Genomic DNA, 18093 nt, shown 5'->3' with positions numbered 1-18093 from the left:
TTAGGCTTGTTAAAAACAAGTTTAATAATACCATTAAAAAGCATAGCGCATACCAATATTTCCGGTAATATTAATATCTTTATAATCAAGCCCAAACCTAGCCCCAATGCCCGCATTCACATAAAAGGTTTTGAACAATCTTATCTCCCCGCCTGTGATAATGCTAGCAAAAGTGTTGTATCTGCCACCATCTCTATAGCTTAGGGTGTTATTACCAATAAAACGCACCATTTTATCCCCCATAGAATTAATGAATAAGTCTCTGCCCACATCCGCAATCACAAAATAATAAGAGTTTTTATTGAAATAATGCCGACTTTCTAGGGCAAAATTGATCGTTAGAACGGATTTTTTATTAGGGTCAGCATTGGCTCTGAATTGATTGTAAATAGGATCATCCATAATACCCCTTAAACCAGACAAACCAATGTAATAATAGGCTAAGCCTACTTGGGGTTTAAAAATAACGCTTTTATCTTTAAACATGAAGTCATAGCCATAATTGATTTTAGCGTCAGTCGTCCAAGTGTCGTATTTATAAGACTGATTGATGATTGAGAGTAGGGGGTCATAGGAGTTGATGAAAGTCTTATTGTATCCCCAAGTCTCATTCAAGCTCATGGTTAATTCGCTTCTTTTGATAAACGCTCGGCTATAAACGCCCATATTGACATTGCTAGAGCCTGATTGAGTGATGTTTGCATGGAACCCGCTATACCCATAAGCGGCATAACCCCCCACAATCACGCCCTTAATGAATCGGTCATACCCTACATTGATACCATATAAAGTTCCAGTGCCTCCATTAATAAAACTAGCCCCTCCAACTCCTGTCGCCCACACATTATTTTTAACTCTATTCCTTTGAGAGTATTTTAAAATCACATCCATAGCGTTAGGGATCGCATCAGCGAATCGCTTGTTTTTAAGGGCTTCTAATCGCTCGTGAAAATCAGCACTAGCAAAGGTTGAAGTGTCAGAGAGCTTGGCTAAACGACTCATTTGCTGCGTGTAGGTGTTGATCTGTAAAATATTAGTGGCGTCATTTTTAAAATCAGGGTTAGCGATGACTTCTAAAGTGTTAGCAATGTCTCCAGCGATTGTGGTTAAATCTTTTGTGGAATGGCTTTCTAAATAATAGGGAGCGAATAAAGGACTTCCCTTGGTTTCAAAGATTTTATTGAGCCAATTAATCGCTTGATTGCCTCCAACTTGATCAATGCTATCCACGCTTTGAACGCCCTGAATTTGAGCGATATATTGTTTTAAAGTGGGGGCTTGTAGGTTATTGATAGGATCATTAGAAACAGCGATTTTCACTTTATTATAAAGAATGGAAGTGTAAATGTATTGGTTTTGAGAGTCCTTAAAGCCTACAACTAAACCGCCATCTTTAATACTCACGGCTTGCCCGTTATAGGTTAAGCCGTTGTCAGTCATCACCATGTGCTTGCCATTAATATCAATGAGCGCATAAAGCTTAAGGTAATTATCCAGGCTGCTGCCTCCTGTGATTTGGTTGTTATACCCGTAATAAATGGCTTTAGCGCTATCAATCAGCGTGTAAGTGCCTGCTTCGTTTGAAGAAGCGTTGAATCGGATCAAAGGGTTATTATTAGCCATGATCGTCGCTGTGCCTTGAGCGTTGATAATGGCATGACTAACTGAATGACTGAGGTTAAACACCAAATCGCCATAGCTGTTAAAATTCCCCATGACATTCAAACCACTAGCGTTAGTGCTTAAAGTCGCTTGTTGGTTTAAAGTGAAATTACCATTAATATTAGCCGTAGAGTTAGAGGCGTTGTCAAAAGCGTTAGTGATCGTTAAATTATTGGCTTGCAAGGTCGCGTTTTCATTGAGATTGAGCGTGCCTATAACGCTATTATTCGTTACTTGAGACAAATCAATAGCCCCATTAGAAGCGATTGCGCCTAAGAAAGTGAAGTTATTAGCGCGCACGCTCAAAGTTTCATTGGTGGGGGTTACGCTAGAATTTGCAGAGCTTGTTGAGCCGTTTTTGGTTGTAGGGCAATTGGCTAAATTGACACAAATTTCTCCTTTTTGAACGCTCACGTTATTCAAGCCCGCATTAAGGCTTAAGCCATTAGTGGCGTTTAGGGTGGTGATATTGATATTAGAAACACCATTGGAAGCAAAAATCAATGCTCCTTGATACTTGCTAAAGTCAATCGTATTATCGCCATTAAAAATAATAGACTTGTTAGCGACAAAATTCAAACTGCCCCCTGTAGCGTTGCTAAAAGAGCTATTATTGACAAAAACATAGCCATTACTTAAAAAGTTAAAATACCCTTTTTGCCAAAAATCATGCAAGCCTCTAGGCGATAAAAGAGCGCCTAAATCGTTTTCTTTGAGCGCGTTTTGTAAAGAGGGCGGCAACACGCTCCCTAAACCTTGATTATAAACGCCGCTTAACCCGCCTTGAGAAATGATATTATTGATGATATTATTCACTAAGCCTTGACTTTCTAGCTTTTTAACCACATCTTGTCCTAAAAACTCGTTCAACAAGTCGTTCGCTACCACACCAATGTCTTTTTGCAGGCTTGTAGGGGGGTTAGTAATATCCTTTAAAATCACGCTTAAAATAGAGCTTAATTCAGAAGCGTCTATATACCCACCGATAAAATTCAAAAGCCCTTTATCGTCTAGCATGCTTTTTAAAGACTGCTTAGCAAGGTAGTTTTCTATGATGGATGGGGTAACAAAATTACCAAAAATGCTTAGTTTTTGACTGATAATGTTTTGGATTTCATTCATGACTCCACTATTATTCAATAAATCATCTAAGTTATTTTGACCTATAAGTTGGCCTAAGGTTTCATCTTGCAAGCTAGCGGGTAATTCCTTACTCAAAGGGCTTAGAGCGTTTTCTATAAAGTTTCCTAAACCGCCGGCTTGCTTGATTTTTTCCATAGCCACTTGACTGAGAACATTCGCTAAATTCCCTTGATTAAAGATTTCATTAATCCCTTTTTGGCCCAAAAGATTAAAGATATTGTCTGTAGCTTGAGCTTCTATGTTAGCTTTATTCAACACTAAATTATTAGCGCTTTGAAAGGTTACATCCGCGCTCCCTCCGCTTTCAAAGGCGTTACCGCTTCCAAGCGTTCCAGTGATATAAATGCTTTTAGCTTTAAAATCAGCGTTAATGTAGCCTAAATAAGGGGAAGTTGAGCCTAATAATTGCCCCAAGTAAGTGTTTCTAAAAGAAGAACAAGTGGCGCTATCTAGTGCGCAAGGACTGCTATAGCCATTGCCCCCAAACCATATAGAGCTAGTAGAGTTTGTAACATTATCTTGAGTAGCGCCTATGACCAAATTCCCATTACTAAAGGTTTGATTGATGTTGTCAGTCAAATGGTTGATGGTTTCTAGGAGCGCTTGCTTTTGCGCTGGGGTGATCTTAATCTTATCTAAGAGTTGCAACACTTCATTGATGTTAGTGATATTGTCTAATTGGTTGGATTCAATCATTTCTTTTAAGGTGGCGGAATTTTGAGAAAGAATCCCTAAAAGCGCTTTTAAATTCTCGCTAGAAAAACCCTTATTGTAGATATTTAAACTACTCAAAGGCTGGTTGAACGGGCTATAAGTGCCTGGGGCTTGAGGCGTTTGAGAGCCTTTAGGGGTGAAAAGACCTTTAATATTGCTTGTTAAGTAATAAGTGCCTGCTTGATTATCGCTATAATCATAGCTATAGCCGGTAGGATTTTGCTTAGAAGCTTGGTAATTATAAAGCTCAGGAGCGATATTAAAAATAGTGTTAGAAGCCGAGTTAGGGTTATTTAAAACTTCTATGGTTAAATCCCCATTTTTAATGCTCTCTTGAATGATTTGAGAAGAATTGAGAGGGTTTATAAACGACCAAGTTTGAACGTTGTTATTATCGCTATAGGTAGCGTTTTGGATTTTCATGCCATAAAAAAGGATTTTTTCATAGCCATTAGCCCCACTGATGCCAGTAATCCCTTTTTGAGCGTTTAAGATGTTGTAAGTTACAGATTTTGTAATGTTGTCAAAAATATTGATGTCAGATAAATTAATATCCCCATTACTCCCTAAAACAAACTGCCCGCTAACGCTCATTAAAGCCTTAGCTAAAGAGGGTGCATAACCATTAAAATTCAACGCCCCATTAGCCGTAAGGTTATTAAAATTCAATGAGCTTGCGCTGTCAAAATTAAAGCTCGCTGTATCAATAGTCGTGTTGCCTCCAAAATCAGCCTGGCTTGCGCCTTGAAAATTGATATTAGCGTTTAAAGAGCTTGTGTTATTGGCTGATAAAACGCTATCGTCTAAATTAATAGTGGTGTTTTTTGAAAAACTAGCGCTAGAAGCGTTGAGTTTGCTACTCGCGTTAAGACTGAGTGTCCCGCCATTAAAAAAGAGGCTATTAAAGGTTGCTTGACTCCCATTATAGATATTGAGACTCGCTTGATTGTTAAAAGCGCTTGCGCCATTCGCATTCAAAACGCTTTGATTGTCTAAACTCAAATTAGAATTGTTATCAAGCGTTAAAGAATTTTTAAAAGCGGCTTGACTTTTATTGCCAAGCGTGATATTAGCGTGGTTTTGCAAGGTTGTATCGCCATTAAAGTTCAGCAAACTTTGAGAGCTAAGCGTAAAACTCGTGTTGCCTAAAAGCTGTGTGGTAGCATTAAAATTGCTTGTCCCCCTAGAATACAAGACATTAAAAACCGCTTGCGTGTTATTGAAAATAAGGCTATTAGCCTGCAAATTATAGATTGCCCCACCATTCAAACGAGAATTGACAAAGCTTAAAGAATTAGAAGCGTTAGCGCTGATCACGCTTGATCCTCCAGGGTTTGTAAAGCCGCTAAACGAAGCGTTAGAAAACGAAATATTCTTAGCGTTAAAACTGAATTTCCCCCAAGTCATATCGCTAAAACTAGAATTGGTTACACTGACATTATTCATAGCGTCAAAAGCGGCATAGGAATGCTGACTGGCCCCTGTTTGAATCATTTTAGTAACGGTTTCAGCGTTATTGTAATTCAAGCCATCCATAGTGATATTATCGCTTGCTTTAAAGGTGATGTTCGCTCCCCCACCATCTGAGCCTGAAACGCCTTCACCGGTTTTAAAATTATTGGTCAAGTAAATGTTAGCCGCATTAAAAGTTCCCGTAATATAACCAAAGCCTCCATGCCCTATCCAAATCAACCCGTTATCATTCACGCTCTCTGTGTTATTCCCTATGATCAAGGTGCCATTTTGGATATTGACGCTAAAACTTCTCCCTAACAAATTAGCTGTATAAGTGCTGAGCGTGTTGCCGCTTTGACCGCTCTGTCCTGAAAGGTTAGGATCAATATAATAAATGCCTTTGTTTGAGTAAGTTTTGTTTTGAAGCCAATAAACCCCACTCCACACGCTTTCTGCAGGTGGATTTTGAGTAGGCGTGGGCGGAACTTGACTAGGGGGAGTGTTTGGCACTGTGTGTTTTGTAGGAGTGGGTGTAGGGCTTGGTGTCGGATTTGGTGTGGGGCTTACATGTTTAGCGTTAGCTATCGCTTGTTCCAATCCCTCTTGTTCAGCGTTAAAAGCGTTTTCATCGTTTTGTAAGGTTTGTTCCTCTTGTTGTTCTTGTTTTTGAGCTTGAGTGAAAGCTTGTTCGTTAAAGCCTGTGGTGGAGTTGGCTAATTGCTTGATTTGGGCTAAATCTTTTTCTAAGGCTTGTTTGTCTTGTTGGATGGTTTGGTTGGTGCTTTCTAAGTTTTGAGCGTCTTTAGCGATAGTGGGATTTTTGCTTTGAGTGTAGCTTGTATCAGCGCTTGCGATCGTGTTGTCGCTAGTAACACCATTCAAAGCGTTTTGGGAATGAGCTACATCCTCTTGATAGGTTTTTTGGGCTTCTTGTTGTTCTTGTTTTTGTTGTTGCACTTGTTCTTGTTGTATCGCTTGTTCCAATCCCTCTTGTTCAGCGTTAAAAGCGTTTTCATCGTTTTGTAAGGTTTGTTCCTCTTGTTGTTCTTGTTTTTGAGCTTGAGTGAAAGCTTGTTCGTTAAAGCCTGTGGTGGAGTTGGCTAATTGCTTGATTTGGGCTAAATCTTTTTCTAAGGCTTGTTTGTCTTGTTGGATGGTTTGGTTGGTGCTTTCTAAGTTTTGAGCGTCTTTAGCGATAGTGGGATTTTTGCTTTGAGTGTAGCTTGTATCAGCGCTTGCGATCGTGTTGTCGCTAGTAACACCATTCAAAGCGTTTTGGGAATGAGCTACATCCTCTTGATAGGTTTTTTGGGCTTCTTGTTGTAAATTGTCGCCTAAAAATTGAGTGGTAATGGATTGTTTGTTAAAGGTTTCTTGTAAGGTTTCATCCTGTCCGTTAATGTCAAAGGTTACATCGTAAGTGTTGTTACCCACTTCAACATGGCTGATAGCCTTATCGCCTTTATAGTTGATCAAATCCCACAAATAGCTTTGATAAACCCCATACTGGATCGCCCCGTTTGTAGTGAGAATGTCATAAGTTTGATTATTATTAAGGGTTTGATTGAGGTTAAAGATCGCATTAGAATTAAAGGACACACTGCCTTTAAGGCTAGCAAAAGGCGAACTTGAGTTTAAAGTGTTAGCGCCTGAAAAACTCACCTTGCTGGTATTAAAGTGATAAGTCCCTTGATTGAAGGTGTTATTATTAAAGCTTACGTTGTCATTAAAGTTATAAGTCCCTTGATTGAAACTACTATTATCAAAGCTTGAACTTGCACTGTTACTAAAATTATAAGTCCCTTGATTGAAGTTCGTTTGATTAAAGGAGATAACGCTATTATTGTTACTGCCGCTGAAATTAAAACCTCCATTGGTGTCGTCTGTAAAGCTAGAGCCACTGACCTTGATATTAGAGCCTTTAAAATTCATGTAAGATTTTTGTGTCCCTGCATCGCTGTTATCCAAACTCGCTTGATTAATAGTGATATTGTTAGTCGCGTTAAAATTGAGCGTGGCCCCACCGCCATCAGCGTATGAGTTTCCGGTTGTGATATGGCTAGAATTAAAATTCATCGTTTGAGCGTCATAAGTACCTGTGATATACCCTACATCACCTCCATTAATACCTGTGCCTCCAAAACGGATATTCCCCCCTATATCAAGCGTGCCATTATTGAATTTCTGCGTGAAACTAGCCCCACCAGCACTATAAGTGGTAAGAGTGTTTAAATAATAAGTCCCAGAGCCTTGAGTACTGCTAAAAAGACAATAAGAGTTGTGCGTGGGTGAATTAGGACCGCTTTCAATATTGTCTTGATAACTCCAAGACGACCATGACCAATAACGGCATTCGTTAGCCCTTAGGTGGGATAACCCCCCTAGCGTCCCTATCAATAAAACCGAAGCTTTTAAAAAAGATTTGTTTTTATTAAAGGGCTTTTCAATGGATTTTGTTTTTTTATGGCGTTTTAAGGGCTTTTCACGCTTTAAGATTTGATTCAATGTGAAAAATTTCTTTGAGATCTTATTCAATTTGAAAGATCCCTTTGAAACAAACCTAGAAATCAATCTGGCCTTTTTAAACGCCATTTAAAACTCCAATCGTTTTTATTAAATCCCACATTATACAATTTGATGTTAAACAAACTCAAAAAGATTCGCAAAATGACTTAATAATGATACATAAACTGCGCCATATCCACCAAACGATTAGAATACCCCCATTCGTTATCATACCACCCCATGATTTTGACCATATTCTCTAGCGTGAAAGTCAAATCAGGCGCGATGATGACGCTACTAGGGTTAGAAATGAAATCAGAACTCACCCTTTCTTTTAAATCTATCTCTAACACGCCTTTTAAAACCCCTTTGGAAGCTGTAATCAATAAATCGTTGATCGGCTCTTTAAAGGCCTTTTTTTCTAAAAACAAACTCAAATCTATCATGGACACATCAAGGCTAGGCACCCTCACGCTATGCCCATGCATTTTGTTTTTGAGATTGGGTAACACTTTATGCAAGGCTAGGGCGGCTTTAGTGGTGGTGGGGATAATATTACTTGCAGCCGCTCTGGAGCGCCGTTTATCCAAAGGGTGGGCCAAATCAATGAGTTTTTGATCGCTCGTGTAGCTATGGATAGTCGTTAGCATGCCCTCTTTAATGCTAAAAGCTTTGTCTAAAATCGCGCAAATGGGCGCGATAGCGTTAGTCGTGCAAGAGGCGTTGGAAACAATGGCTTGGTTTTGATAGAGAGAATGATTGACCCCATACACCAAAGTAGGGTATTGTTTTTCATCGTATTCGCCCATAAAGGGAGCGGATAACAACACCTTTTTAGCCCCAAGCAAAAGATAATTTTCTAGCGTTTTAGGCTCTAAAAACTTCCCTGAACATTCTATGATAACACCCACGCCCTTCAAGTCTTTGATGCTATTAAAAACAGGGATTTCTAACGATCCGATAATGAGCTTACCATTAGAGTAACGCGCCTCCTTATTGAGCAATCCATGCGCGCTGTCATGCTCTAAAAGATAAGCGAGAATTTCCCAATTAGCAGGATCATTGATGCCTACCACTTCTAGTTGAGGGTTTGTATCATTGCGCTCTAAAATCGCTCTTAAAACGCATCTCCCAATGCGGCCAAATCCATTGATAAAAATTTTCATCGTAACTATTATCCTATTTTTCAGACTTCAATTTCAATTTTAGGGGGTTTTGTTTGGTATTTTACTACATTTTGTGTTATTATATTGGACCTAGCTATAGGGTTAATTTAAATTGTTTATTGAGTTGAATTTCAAGGAGTAAAACATGGCATTGTATGACAGAGCGAATTCTCGTAACGCGTATGCAGAAGATTCTGTGTTGCATGAAAGCGAGCTGGTAAGTTTTGTTAAAACGACTTACAAGTTCTTTGCGGGCAGTTTGTTATTAGCGACTATCGGGGCGTTATTGGGTTTAATGAATTTTCAGGCCGTAGTGCAGTATAAATGGGTATTTTTTATCGCTGAAATTGCGGCGTTTTTTGGTTTGATGTTTTCTAAATCTAAACCCGGATTGAATTTATTCATGCTGTTTGCTTTCACTTCATTATCAGGGGTTACTTTAGTGCCTTTGTTGGGTATGGTGATTGCAAAAGCTGGTTTAGGGGCGGTTTGGCAAGCTTTGGGCATGACAACCATTGTTTTTGGTTTGATGAGCGTGTATGCCCTTAAGACTAAAAACGATCTAGCGAATATGGGTAAAATGCTCTTTATCGCTTTGATTGTGGTGGTGGTGTGTTCGCTCATTAACTTGTTTTTGGGTAGCCCCATGTTCCAAGTCGTCATTGCGGGAGCGAGTGCGATTTTATTCAGTCTTTACATCGCTTATGACACTCAAAACATCGTTAAAGGCATGTATGATAGCCCCATTGATGCGGCGGTGAGCTTGTATTTAGACTTTTTGAATGTCTTCATTTCTATCTTGCAAATCATTGGTATTTTTTCAGACAGAGACAAATAGTTTGAAAAAATAGGGGGGGGACGCCACGCAAAAACCTAATAAAAAGTATTTTAAAATATTGATAACGCTTCATTTTATATTCTTTCTTTAAGGATTGGTTATGCCTAAACGCACCGATATTTCCAACATTCTACTGATAGGCTCAGGCCCTATTGTGATCGGGCAAGCTTGTGAGTTTGACTATTCAGGGACTCAAAGTTGTAAAACCTTAAAATCTTTAGGTTATAGAGTGATCTTAATCAATTCTAACCCAGCCACCGTGATGACTGACCCTGAATTTTCTCATCAAACCTATATCCAACCCATCACTCCAGAAAATATCGCCGCTATCATTGAAAAAGAAAAGATTGACGCTATTTTACCCACAATGGGCGGGCAAACCGCTTTGAATGCGGTCATGCAAATGCACCAAAGGGGCATGTTAGAAGGCGTGGAGCTTTTGGGGGCTAAGATTGAAGCGATTAAAAAAGGCGAAGACAGGCAGGCTTTCAAAGAAGCGATGTTAAAAATCGGAATGGATTTGCCTAAAGGGCGTTACGCTTATAGCGAGTTAGAAGCCCTAGAAGCCATTAGTGAAATTGGCTTTCCAGCCATCATTAGAGCGAGTTTCACGCTGGCTGGGGGAGGGAGTGGGGTCGCTTATAATATTGAAGAGTTTCAAGAATTGGTTAAAAACGCCCTAGACGCTTCGCCCATTAATGAAATTTTGATTGAAGAGTCCTTGCTAGGTTGGAAAGAATATGAAATGGAAGTCATACGAGACAGCAAGGATAATTGTATTATTGTGTGCTGTATTGAAAACATTGATCCTATGGGCGTTCATACCGGCGATAGCATCACGATCGCTCCAAGTCTCACCTTAACCGATAAAGAATACCAACGCATGCGCGATGCGAGCTTTGCGATTTTGAGAGAAATTGGCGTGGATACGGGCGGGAGTAATGTGCAATTTGCGATCCATCCAGAGACTTTAAGAATGGTTGTGATTGAAATGAACCCACGAGTGAGCCGCAGCTCCGCGCTAGCGTCAAAAGCGACCGGTTTTCCCATTGCAAAAGTGGCCACCATGCTTGCGGTGGGTTTTAGCTTAGATGAAATTAAAAACGATATTACCAACACCCCGGCGAGTTTTGAGCCCAGTTTGGATTATATCGTGGTGAAAATCCCTCGCTTTGCGTTTGAAAAATTTGCCGGTGTTTCTAGCACTTTAGGGACTTCCATGAAAAGCATTGGCGAAGTGATGGCGATAGGGGGGAATTTCTTAGAAGCCTTACAAAAAGCGTTATGCTCTTTGGAAAACAATTGGCTAGGGTTTGAATCGTTAAGCAAAGATTTAGAGGCGATAAAAAAGGAAATCCGCCGGCCCAATCCCAAGCGCTTGCTCTATATCGCTGATGCGTTCAGGCTCAGCGTTTCTGTAGATGAAGTGTTTGAATTATGCCAGATTGACAGGTGGTTTTTATCTCAAATTCAAAAACTAGTCAAAGCAGAAGAGGGTATCAATTCTAGCGTTTTAACGGACGCCAAAAAATTAAGAGGGCTTAAAAATTTAGGCTTTAGCGATGCTAGGATTGCCGCTAAAATCAAAGAAAATGAAAATTTAGAGGTCAGCCCTTTTGAAGTGGAATTAGCTAGATCTAATTTACAAATCGCGCCCAATTTTGAAGAAGTGGACACTTGCGCGGCGGAGTTTTTATCGCTCACGCCTTATTTGTATTCCACCTATGCCCCCAATCCTTTGCCCCCTATTGAAAACAAACAAGAAAAACAAGAAAAGAAAATCCTAATCATAGGCTCTGGGCCTAACCGCATCGGTCAAGGCATTGAATTTGATTATTGTTGCGTGCATGCGAGCTTTGCTTTAAAAGATTTGAACATTAAAAGCGTCATGCTCAATTGCAATCCAGAAACCGTAAGCACGGATTATGACACGAGTGATGCGCTCTATTTTGAACCCATTCATTTTGAATGCGTGAAAAGCATCATTCAAAGGGAGCGAATGGATGGCATTATCGTGCATTTTGGAGGACAAACCCCTTTAAAACTCGCTAAAGATTTAGCCAAAATGCAAGCCCCCATTATTGGCACGCCTTTTAAAGTGATTGACATTGCAGAAGACAGAGAAAAGTTTTCCCTCTTTTTAAAAGAGTTTGACATTAAGCAGCCTGAAAACGGCATGGCTAAAAGCGTTGATGAAGCTTATAGTATCGCTAACGTGATTGGTTTCCCTATCATTGTGCGTCCTAGTTATGTGCTAGGCGGGCAACACATGCAAATTTTAGAAAATATTGAAGAACTGCGTCATTATTTGGAAAGCGTTACGCATTCTTTAGAGATTAGCCCTAAAAATCCGCTCCTTATTGATAAGTTTTTAGAAAAAGCGGTGGAATTAGATGTGGATGCCATTTGCGACAAAAAAGAGGTTTATATTGCTGGCATTTTACAGCATATTGAAGAGGCGGGTATCCATTCAGGCGATTCGGCATGCTTTATCCCTTCCAATTTAAACCCTGAAATTTTAGATGAAATTGAGCGAGTGAGCGCGAAAATCGCTCTGCATTTAGGCGTAGTGGGGCTATTGAATATCCAATTTGCTGTGTATCAAAATTCGTTGTATTTGATTGAAGTCAATCCCAGAGCCAGTAGGACCGTGCCTTTTTTAAGCAAGGCTTTAGGCGTTCCTTTAGCGAAAGTGGCGACTAGGGTTATGGTGTTAGAAGATTTGAAAGAAGCCTTGAAGTTTTATGATAAAAAAAATATCGTAGAATATTCTAAAGGCGTTTATAAGCCTAAAATGTCTCATTTTGTGGCTTTAAAAGAAGCGGTTTTCCCTTTTAATAAGCTTTATGGATCGGATTTGATTTTAGGGCCTGAGATGAAAAGCACCGGCGAAGTCATGGGGATTGCTAGATCTTTAGGGCTTGCATTTTTTAAGGCTCAAACGGCTTGCTTTAACCCCATTAAAAACAAGGGGCTTATTTTTGTCTCTATTAAAGATAAGGATAAAGAAGAAGCATGCGTTTTAATGAAGCGATTGGTTGAGTTGGGCTTTGAATTGTGCGCTACAGAAGGCACGCATAAGGCTTTAGAAAAAGCTGGGGTGAAGTCTTTAAAAGTGCTTAAAATCTCTGAAGGCCGCCCCAACATCATGGATTTAATGATGAATGGGGAAATCAGTATGGCTATCAACACCAGCGATCACAAATCTCAAGATGACGCCAAACTCATTCGCGCTTCTGTGCTTAAAAACCATGTGAGTTATTTCACGACTTTAAGCGCGATAGAAGTCTTACTTTTAGCGTTAGAAGAAAGCTCTCAAAAAGACGAGTTGTTAGCTTTACAAGATTATTTGAAGTAATTTGATGGCACTAGTGTATTTAGCTCAGAGCGATACCACTATCGGGCTACTCTCTAAAGACAGCGAAAAACTCAACGCCTTAAAAGGCCGCCCTAAAAACCAAAGCGTTTTAATAGAAAGCGTTGATTTTACCACTTTAAAAAGCCTGGTGCGCGCGCCCAACGCGTTTAAAAACCTCATTAGAAGAAGCGCTAAAACCACTTTTATTTACCCTAATTTTAAAGCCGTTCGTGTGGTTAAAGGCAGGCATGGGGATTTTTTAAAGCGTTTTAAAACGCTCTATAGCACCTCAGCCAACCTCACCCAATGCGCTTATGATAAAGAAATCGCTTCCAACCTCGCAGATGTCATCGTGAGCGATGAAAGGGGTTTGTTTGAAAGCTCTAGCTCTAAAATATTCAGGCTCTATAAACATAAAAAAGTGAGAATAAGATAAAAATATAAATAAAAAAGCTTGATTTTAATCAAGCGATAACCTCTTGAAAAAAGCGGTCTTCTTGGGTTAGGGGGTTTTTAAGGGGGTTAAGGGGACATTATCGCAAAATGCCCCCCTATCCCCTTAAGGAAATGAATTTTTATATCATAAAATAAAGTAACCGAGAAAAATCTTTCTCTAAAAATAATATTTTTTTAGTTATAATAACAATCTTATTTTTCAAAAACAATAATTACTATATTTAGGATTTTAAGAATGAATGACAAGCGTTTTAGAAAATATTGTAGTTTTTCTATTTTTTTGTCCTTATTAGGAACGTTTGAATTAGAGGCTAAAGAAGAAGAAAAAGAAGAAAAAAAGACAGAAAGGAAAAAAGATAAAGAAAAGAACGCCCAACACACTCTGGGTAAGGTTACCACTCAAGCGGCTAAAATCTTTAATTACAACAACCAGACAACCATTTCAAGTAAGGAATTAGAAAGAAGGCAAGCCAACCAAATCAGCGAGCGGTGGCGCGGTGATAGCGCAAAAAATTTACGTGCGCGGTATTGAAGACAGATTGGCTAGGGTTACGGTGGATGGCGCGGCGCAAATGGGCGCAAGCTATGGGCATCAAGGCAATACGATTATTGACCCTGGAATGCTCAAAAGCGTGGTGGTTACTAAGGGGGCGGCTCAAGCGAGCGCTGGGCCTATGGCTTTGATTGGCGCGATCAAAATGGAGACTAAAAGCGCGAGCGATTTTATCCCTAAAGGTAAAGACTACGCCATAAGTGGGGCTGCCACTTTTTTAACCAACTTTGGGGATCGAGAAACCGTGATGGGCGCTTATCGTAACCATCATTTTGATGCGCTTTTGTATTACACGCACCAAAATATTTTCTATTATCGTGATGGGGATAATGCGATGAAAAATCTTTTTGACCCTAAAGCGGAGAATAAAGTTACAGCAAGCCCTAGCGAGCAAAACAATGTGATGGCTAAGATCAATGGTTATTTGAGCGAAAGGGATATTTTAACGCTCAGTTATAACATGACCAGAGATAACGCTAATCGCCCTTTAAGAGCGAATTTTACAGGCACTTTTTTACCCTATTCTTGCGGTGATTTTAACGCTTTCCCTAACGAGAAAAACCCTAGCGATTGCTTGTTTGAAAATGACGCTAGTTTGTTTAAAACTTATAGCGTCAATTTGGTGCATAATGTGAGTTTGAACTATGAAAGAGAAGGGGGGAGTCGTTTTGGTGATCCTAAATTAAAAATTAATGGTTATACAAGCATTAGGAATGTCCAAATTGATCCGCTTTTTAGGCCTAACGATATAGCGACTGTCATTCCTTTCACCCCAAACCCAGAACTTGGCGAAGAAAATCAATGCGTGGTGCAAGGGGGTATTTATGACGCTCTTAAACAAACTTGCTCCATCACTTTTAAAAGCCTTGGAGGGGGTTCTGTGGTGGCTAATAAAAATTTATTCATCATCAATTCTGGGTTTAATGCGAACGTGATCCACACCATAGATCATAAAAATGACAATCTTTTGGAATACGGGTTGAATTACCAAAACTTAACCACTTTTGATAAAGCGATCCCTAATAGCGAATTAGTCAAGCCCGGCGATGCCCCTGACGCATGCTTAAGGGTTACAAGCCCTGATGATCCTAACATGAACGGGCGCTGCCAACGGAATGGCGCTACGGCGAATGTGGTTGGGGTGTATGCGCAAGCGAATTACACCTTGCATCCTATGGTAACTTTGGGGGCAGGGACTCGTTATGATGTCTATACTTTAGTGGATAAAGACTGGCAATTGCACATAACTCAAGGGTTTAGCCCTAGCGCGGCTTTAAACGTCTCGCCTTTAGAAAATTTGAATTTCAGGCTTTCTTATGCGTATGTAACCAGAGGCCCTATGCCTGGAGGTTTGGTGTGGATGCGTCAAGATAATTTGCGCTATAACCGCAATTTAAAGCCAGAAATTGGGCAAAATGCGGAATTTAACACCGAATACAGCAGTCAGTATTTTGATTTTAGGGCTGCCGGTTTTGTCCAATTGATTTCTAATTACATCAATCAATTTTCTTCAACGCTTTTTGTAACCAACTTGCCCGCACAAGATATTATTTATGTGCCGGGTTATGAAGTTTCAGGGACAGCTAAATACAAGGGCTTTTCTTTAGGCTTGAGCGTGGCGCGATCATGGCCTTCTTTAAAAGGGCGTTTGATCGCTGATGTGTATGAACTGGCGGCTACGACCGGCAATGTGTTTATTTTAACGGCAAGCTATACAATCCCACGCACAGGCCTTAGCATCACTTGGCTTTCACGCTTTGTTACGGATTTGAGCTATTGCTCTTATAGCCCTTATCGTAACGGCCCTACGGATATTGACAGACGGCCTAGCGGTTGCCCTAAAACGCCCGGGATTTTTCATGTGCATAAGCCGGGTTATGGGGTGAGCAGTTTCTTTATCACTTACAAGCCTACTTATAAAAAACTCAAAGGGTTGAGCCTGAATGCGGTGTTTAACAATGTTTTTAACCAACAATATATTGATCAAGCCAGCCCGGTGATGAGCCCTGATGAACCCAATCAAGACAAATACGCAAGGGGCATGGCAGAGCCTGGCTTTAACGCTAGGTTTGAAATTTCTTATAAGTTTTAAAATTTGAGCGCGTGGGGGGGCTATTTTCTTTCAAGCGGTTAAAAAAGTGAAGAAATAAAAACGCTCGCGTAAAAACAAAAAAGGAGGGTTAAAAGAAGCGAGAATTTCATGCGTAATGAGTCCAATCAAAAATAACGAATTCTTTAAAAGTAACAAATATATGATTTTAATCCTTTAATTTTAAACCAATTTACAATAAAGGGTTATTTTTTGTAAAATAAGGTTGTGGATTTTAATTAACATTTTAACTTTATGCTGTTTTTTTTTTTTTTTTTTGATTATAATTATAATCTCAACAAAAAAGATCATACCATTAAGATTAGGGAGAATTTAATGAGACAAGAGAAGTATTTTCTGACTTCTTCTTTATCGCTTTTATCGTTTTTATTGTGTCCTGTAGAAGCTTTTGATTATCGGTTTAGTGGTCGTGTGGAGAACTTTTCTAAGATTGGTTTTAACAATTCTCAAATCAATACTAAAAAAGGGATTTATCCTACTGAAAGTTTTATAGATATTGTTACTTTAGCTCAAGTCAAAGTCAATTTACTCCCTAAAGGCACCGAAAACCACAGGCTTTCTGTTTCTTTGGGTGGGGCGATTGCAGCCATTCCTTACGATAAGACTAAGTATTATATTAACCAAGCTAACGGGAAGGTTTTTGGCTCAATCGTGGAGAATTTCATTGGGGGCTATCATGGATACTTTTTTAACAAGTATCTTGGCCCTGCTTATGCGGGGACTTCCCAATCGGCGAGCTATCATGCAAGGCCTTATGTGGTGGATACCGCTTTTTTACGATACGATTACAAAGATGTTTTTGGGTTTAAAGCGGGGCGTTATGAAGCGAATATTGATTTCATGAGTGGTTCGAATCAAGGGTGGGAAGTGTATTATCAGCCCTATAAGACTGAGACGCAAAAATTAAGGTTTTGGTGGTGGAGCTCTTTTGGGAGAGGTTTGGCGTTTAACTCTTGGATTTATGAGTTTTTTGCGACCGTGCCTTATTTGAAAAAGGGAGGCAACCCTAATAACAGCAACGATTTCATCAATTATGGTTGGCATGGGATCACCACGACTTATTCTTATAAAGGATTAGACGCTCAATTTTTTTATTATTTTGCGCCTAAGACTTATAACGCTCCTGGTTTTAAACTGGTCTATGACACGAATAGGAATTTTGAAAACGTAGGCTTTCGCTCTCAAAGCATGATCATGACAACCTTTCCCTTATATTATAGGGGGTGGTATAACCCAGAGACAAACACTTATAGTTTAGAAGACAGCACGCCTCATGGCTCTTTGTTGGGGAGGAATGGCGTTACTTTGAATATCCGCCAGGTTTTTTGGTGGGATAATTTCAACTGGTCCATTGGCTTTTATAACACCTTTGGCAATTCAGACGCTTTTTTAGGCTCTCACACGATGCCAAGGGGGAATAACACTTCCTATATCAGTAATGAAATCTCAGTAACGACTAGGCATGCCGGAATGATTGGCTATGATTTTTGGGATAATACGGCTTATGATGGGCTGGCTGATGCGATCACTAACGCGAACACTTTCACTTTTTACACTTCGGTTGGAGGGATTCATAAGCGTTTCGCGTGGCATGTTTTTGGGCGCGTCTCTCATGCGAATAAGAATGCGTTAGGGCAAGTGGGGAGGGCTAATGAATACTCCTTGCAATTCAATGCGAGCTATGCATTCACTGAATCAATCCTTCTTAACTTTAGGATCACTTATTATGGGGCTAGGATCAATAAAGGCTATCAAGCGGGGTATTTTGGAGCGCCCAAATTCAATAACCCGGATGGCGATTTTAGCGCTAATTACCAAGACAGAAGTTACATGATGACCAACCTCACGCTGAAGTTTTGATTTCCAATAAGTTAAAAACACTCCAAGGCATTTTTTAAATCTGAGTATAAAAGACTTTGCGCAAAGCTAGTTTTTTAAAAGCACCCAACCGCTTTAGCGATTGGGCTTCCTAGTGTTGGGGGAGAGTTTGGTTCTTGTTCTGTGTCCCTAATGGATTTTACAGAGCTTGATCTCCAACGCATTCCCTAAAGCTCTCACGCACCATATCTATAAAGGCGTAACTTTGCGCGCTTCCTGTGCTAGATAAATGTATGATAGTATTATAACAAATTA

6 protein-coding genes and 1 pseudogene are annotated in these 18093 nt (G+C 39.8%); 5 read left to right on the top strand and 2 right to left on the bottom strand.

Annotated elements, in window-relative coordinates; genetic code table 11:
- Positions 1 to 33: 33 nt before the first annotated feature.
- Positions 34 to 7566 (bottom strand): vacuolating cytotoxin domain-containing protein, encoded by a 7533-nt coding sequence (locus H7O61_RS05350; RefSeq protein WP_187875366.1) that lies wholly within the window; start codon positions 7564 to 7566, stop codon positions 34 to 36.
- A gap of 80 nt (positions 7567 to 7646) precedes the next feature.
- Complete coding sequence (gene gap / locus H7O61_RS05345) at positions 7647 to 8645, bottom strand: type I glyceraldehyde-3-phosphate dehydrogenase (RefSeq protein WP_187875365.1); 999 nt, start codon at positions 8643 to 8645, stop codon at positions 7647 to 7649.
- A 145-nt stretch (positions 8646 to 8790) separates the two neighbouring features.
- On the opposite strand from gap, the gene H7O61_RS05340 reads away from it, so the two are divergent.
- The 5 genes and pseudogenes from H7O61_RS05340 (at position 8791) to hofG (ending at position 17820) form a co-directional block, all read left to right on the top strand.
- Positions 8791 to 9483 (top strand): Bax inhibitor-1/YccA family protein, encoded by a 693-nt coding sequence (locus H7O61_RS05340; protein WP_001240284.1) that lies wholly within the window; start codon positions 8791 to 8793, stop codon positions 9481 to 9483.
- A 100-nt stretch (positions 9484 to 9583) separates the two neighbouring features.
- On the top strand, positions 9584 to 12841 hold the full coding sequence (carB, locus tag H7O61_RS05335; protein ID WP_187875364.1) for a carbamoyl-phosphate synthase large subunit: 3258 nt from the start codon (positions 9584 to 9586) through the stop codon (positions 12839 to 12841).
- 4 nt (positions 12842 to 12845) lie between these two features.
- The gene (locus H7O61_RS05330) at positions 12846 to 13277 is read left to right on the top strand and encodes a Sua5 YciO YrdC YwlC family protein (RefSeq protein WP_187875363.1); all 432 of its coding nucleotides are present in this window, start codon (positions 12846 to 12848) and stop codon (positions 13275 to 13277) included.
- A gap of 255 nt (positions 13278 to 13532) precedes the next feature.
- A pseudogene (locus H7O61_RS05325) lies at positions 13533 to 15942 on the top strand (TonB-dependent receptor domain-containing protein).
- 333 nt (positions 15943 to 16275) lie between these two features.
- Positions 16276 to 17820, top strand: coding sequence for an outer membrane beta-barrel protein HofG (gene hofG, locus H7O61_RS05320; RefSeq protein WP_187875362.1), 1545 nt, complete (start codon positions 16276 to 16278; stop codon positions 17818 to 17820).
- Positions 17821 to 18093 lie beyond the last annotated feature (273 nt).

The organism is Helicobacter pylori (assembly GCF_014496965.1).
Lineage (GTDB): Bacteria > Campylobacterota > Campylobacteria > Campylobacterales > Helicobacteraceae > Helicobacter > Helicobacter pylori_CZ.
The sequence above is the reverse complement of the archived record's forward strand: the minus strand, read 5'-3'. Positions and strand labels throughout refer to the sequence as shown.

What these genes read in the sequence shown, in the direction of transcription:
- H7O61_RS05350 (WP_187875366.1), bottom strand. Translation starts at nt 7,566, where the DNA reads ATGGCGTTTAAAAAGGCCAGATTGATTTCTAGGTTTGTTTCAAAGGGA.
- H7O61_RS05330 (WP_187875363.1), top strand. Translation starts at nt 12,846, where the DNA reads ATGGCACTAGTGTATTTAGCTCAGAGCGATACCACTATCGGGCTACTC.
- carB (WP_187875364.1), top strand. Translation starts at nt 9,584, where the DNA reads ATGCCTAAACGCACCGATATTTCCAACATTCTACTGATAGGCTCAGGC.
- H7O61_RS05340 (WP_001240284.1), top strand. Translation starts at nt 8,791, where the DNA reads ATGGCATTGTATGACAGAGCGAATTCTCGTAACGCGTATGCAGAAGAT.
- gap (WP_187875365.1), bottom strand. Translation starts at nt 8,645, where the DNA reads ATGAAAATTTTTATCAATGGATTTGGCCGCATTGGGAGATGCGTTTTA.
- hofG (WP_187875362.1), top strand. Translation starts at nt 16,276, where the DNA reads ATGAGACAAGAGAAGTATTTTCTGACTTCTTCTTTATCGCTTTTATCG.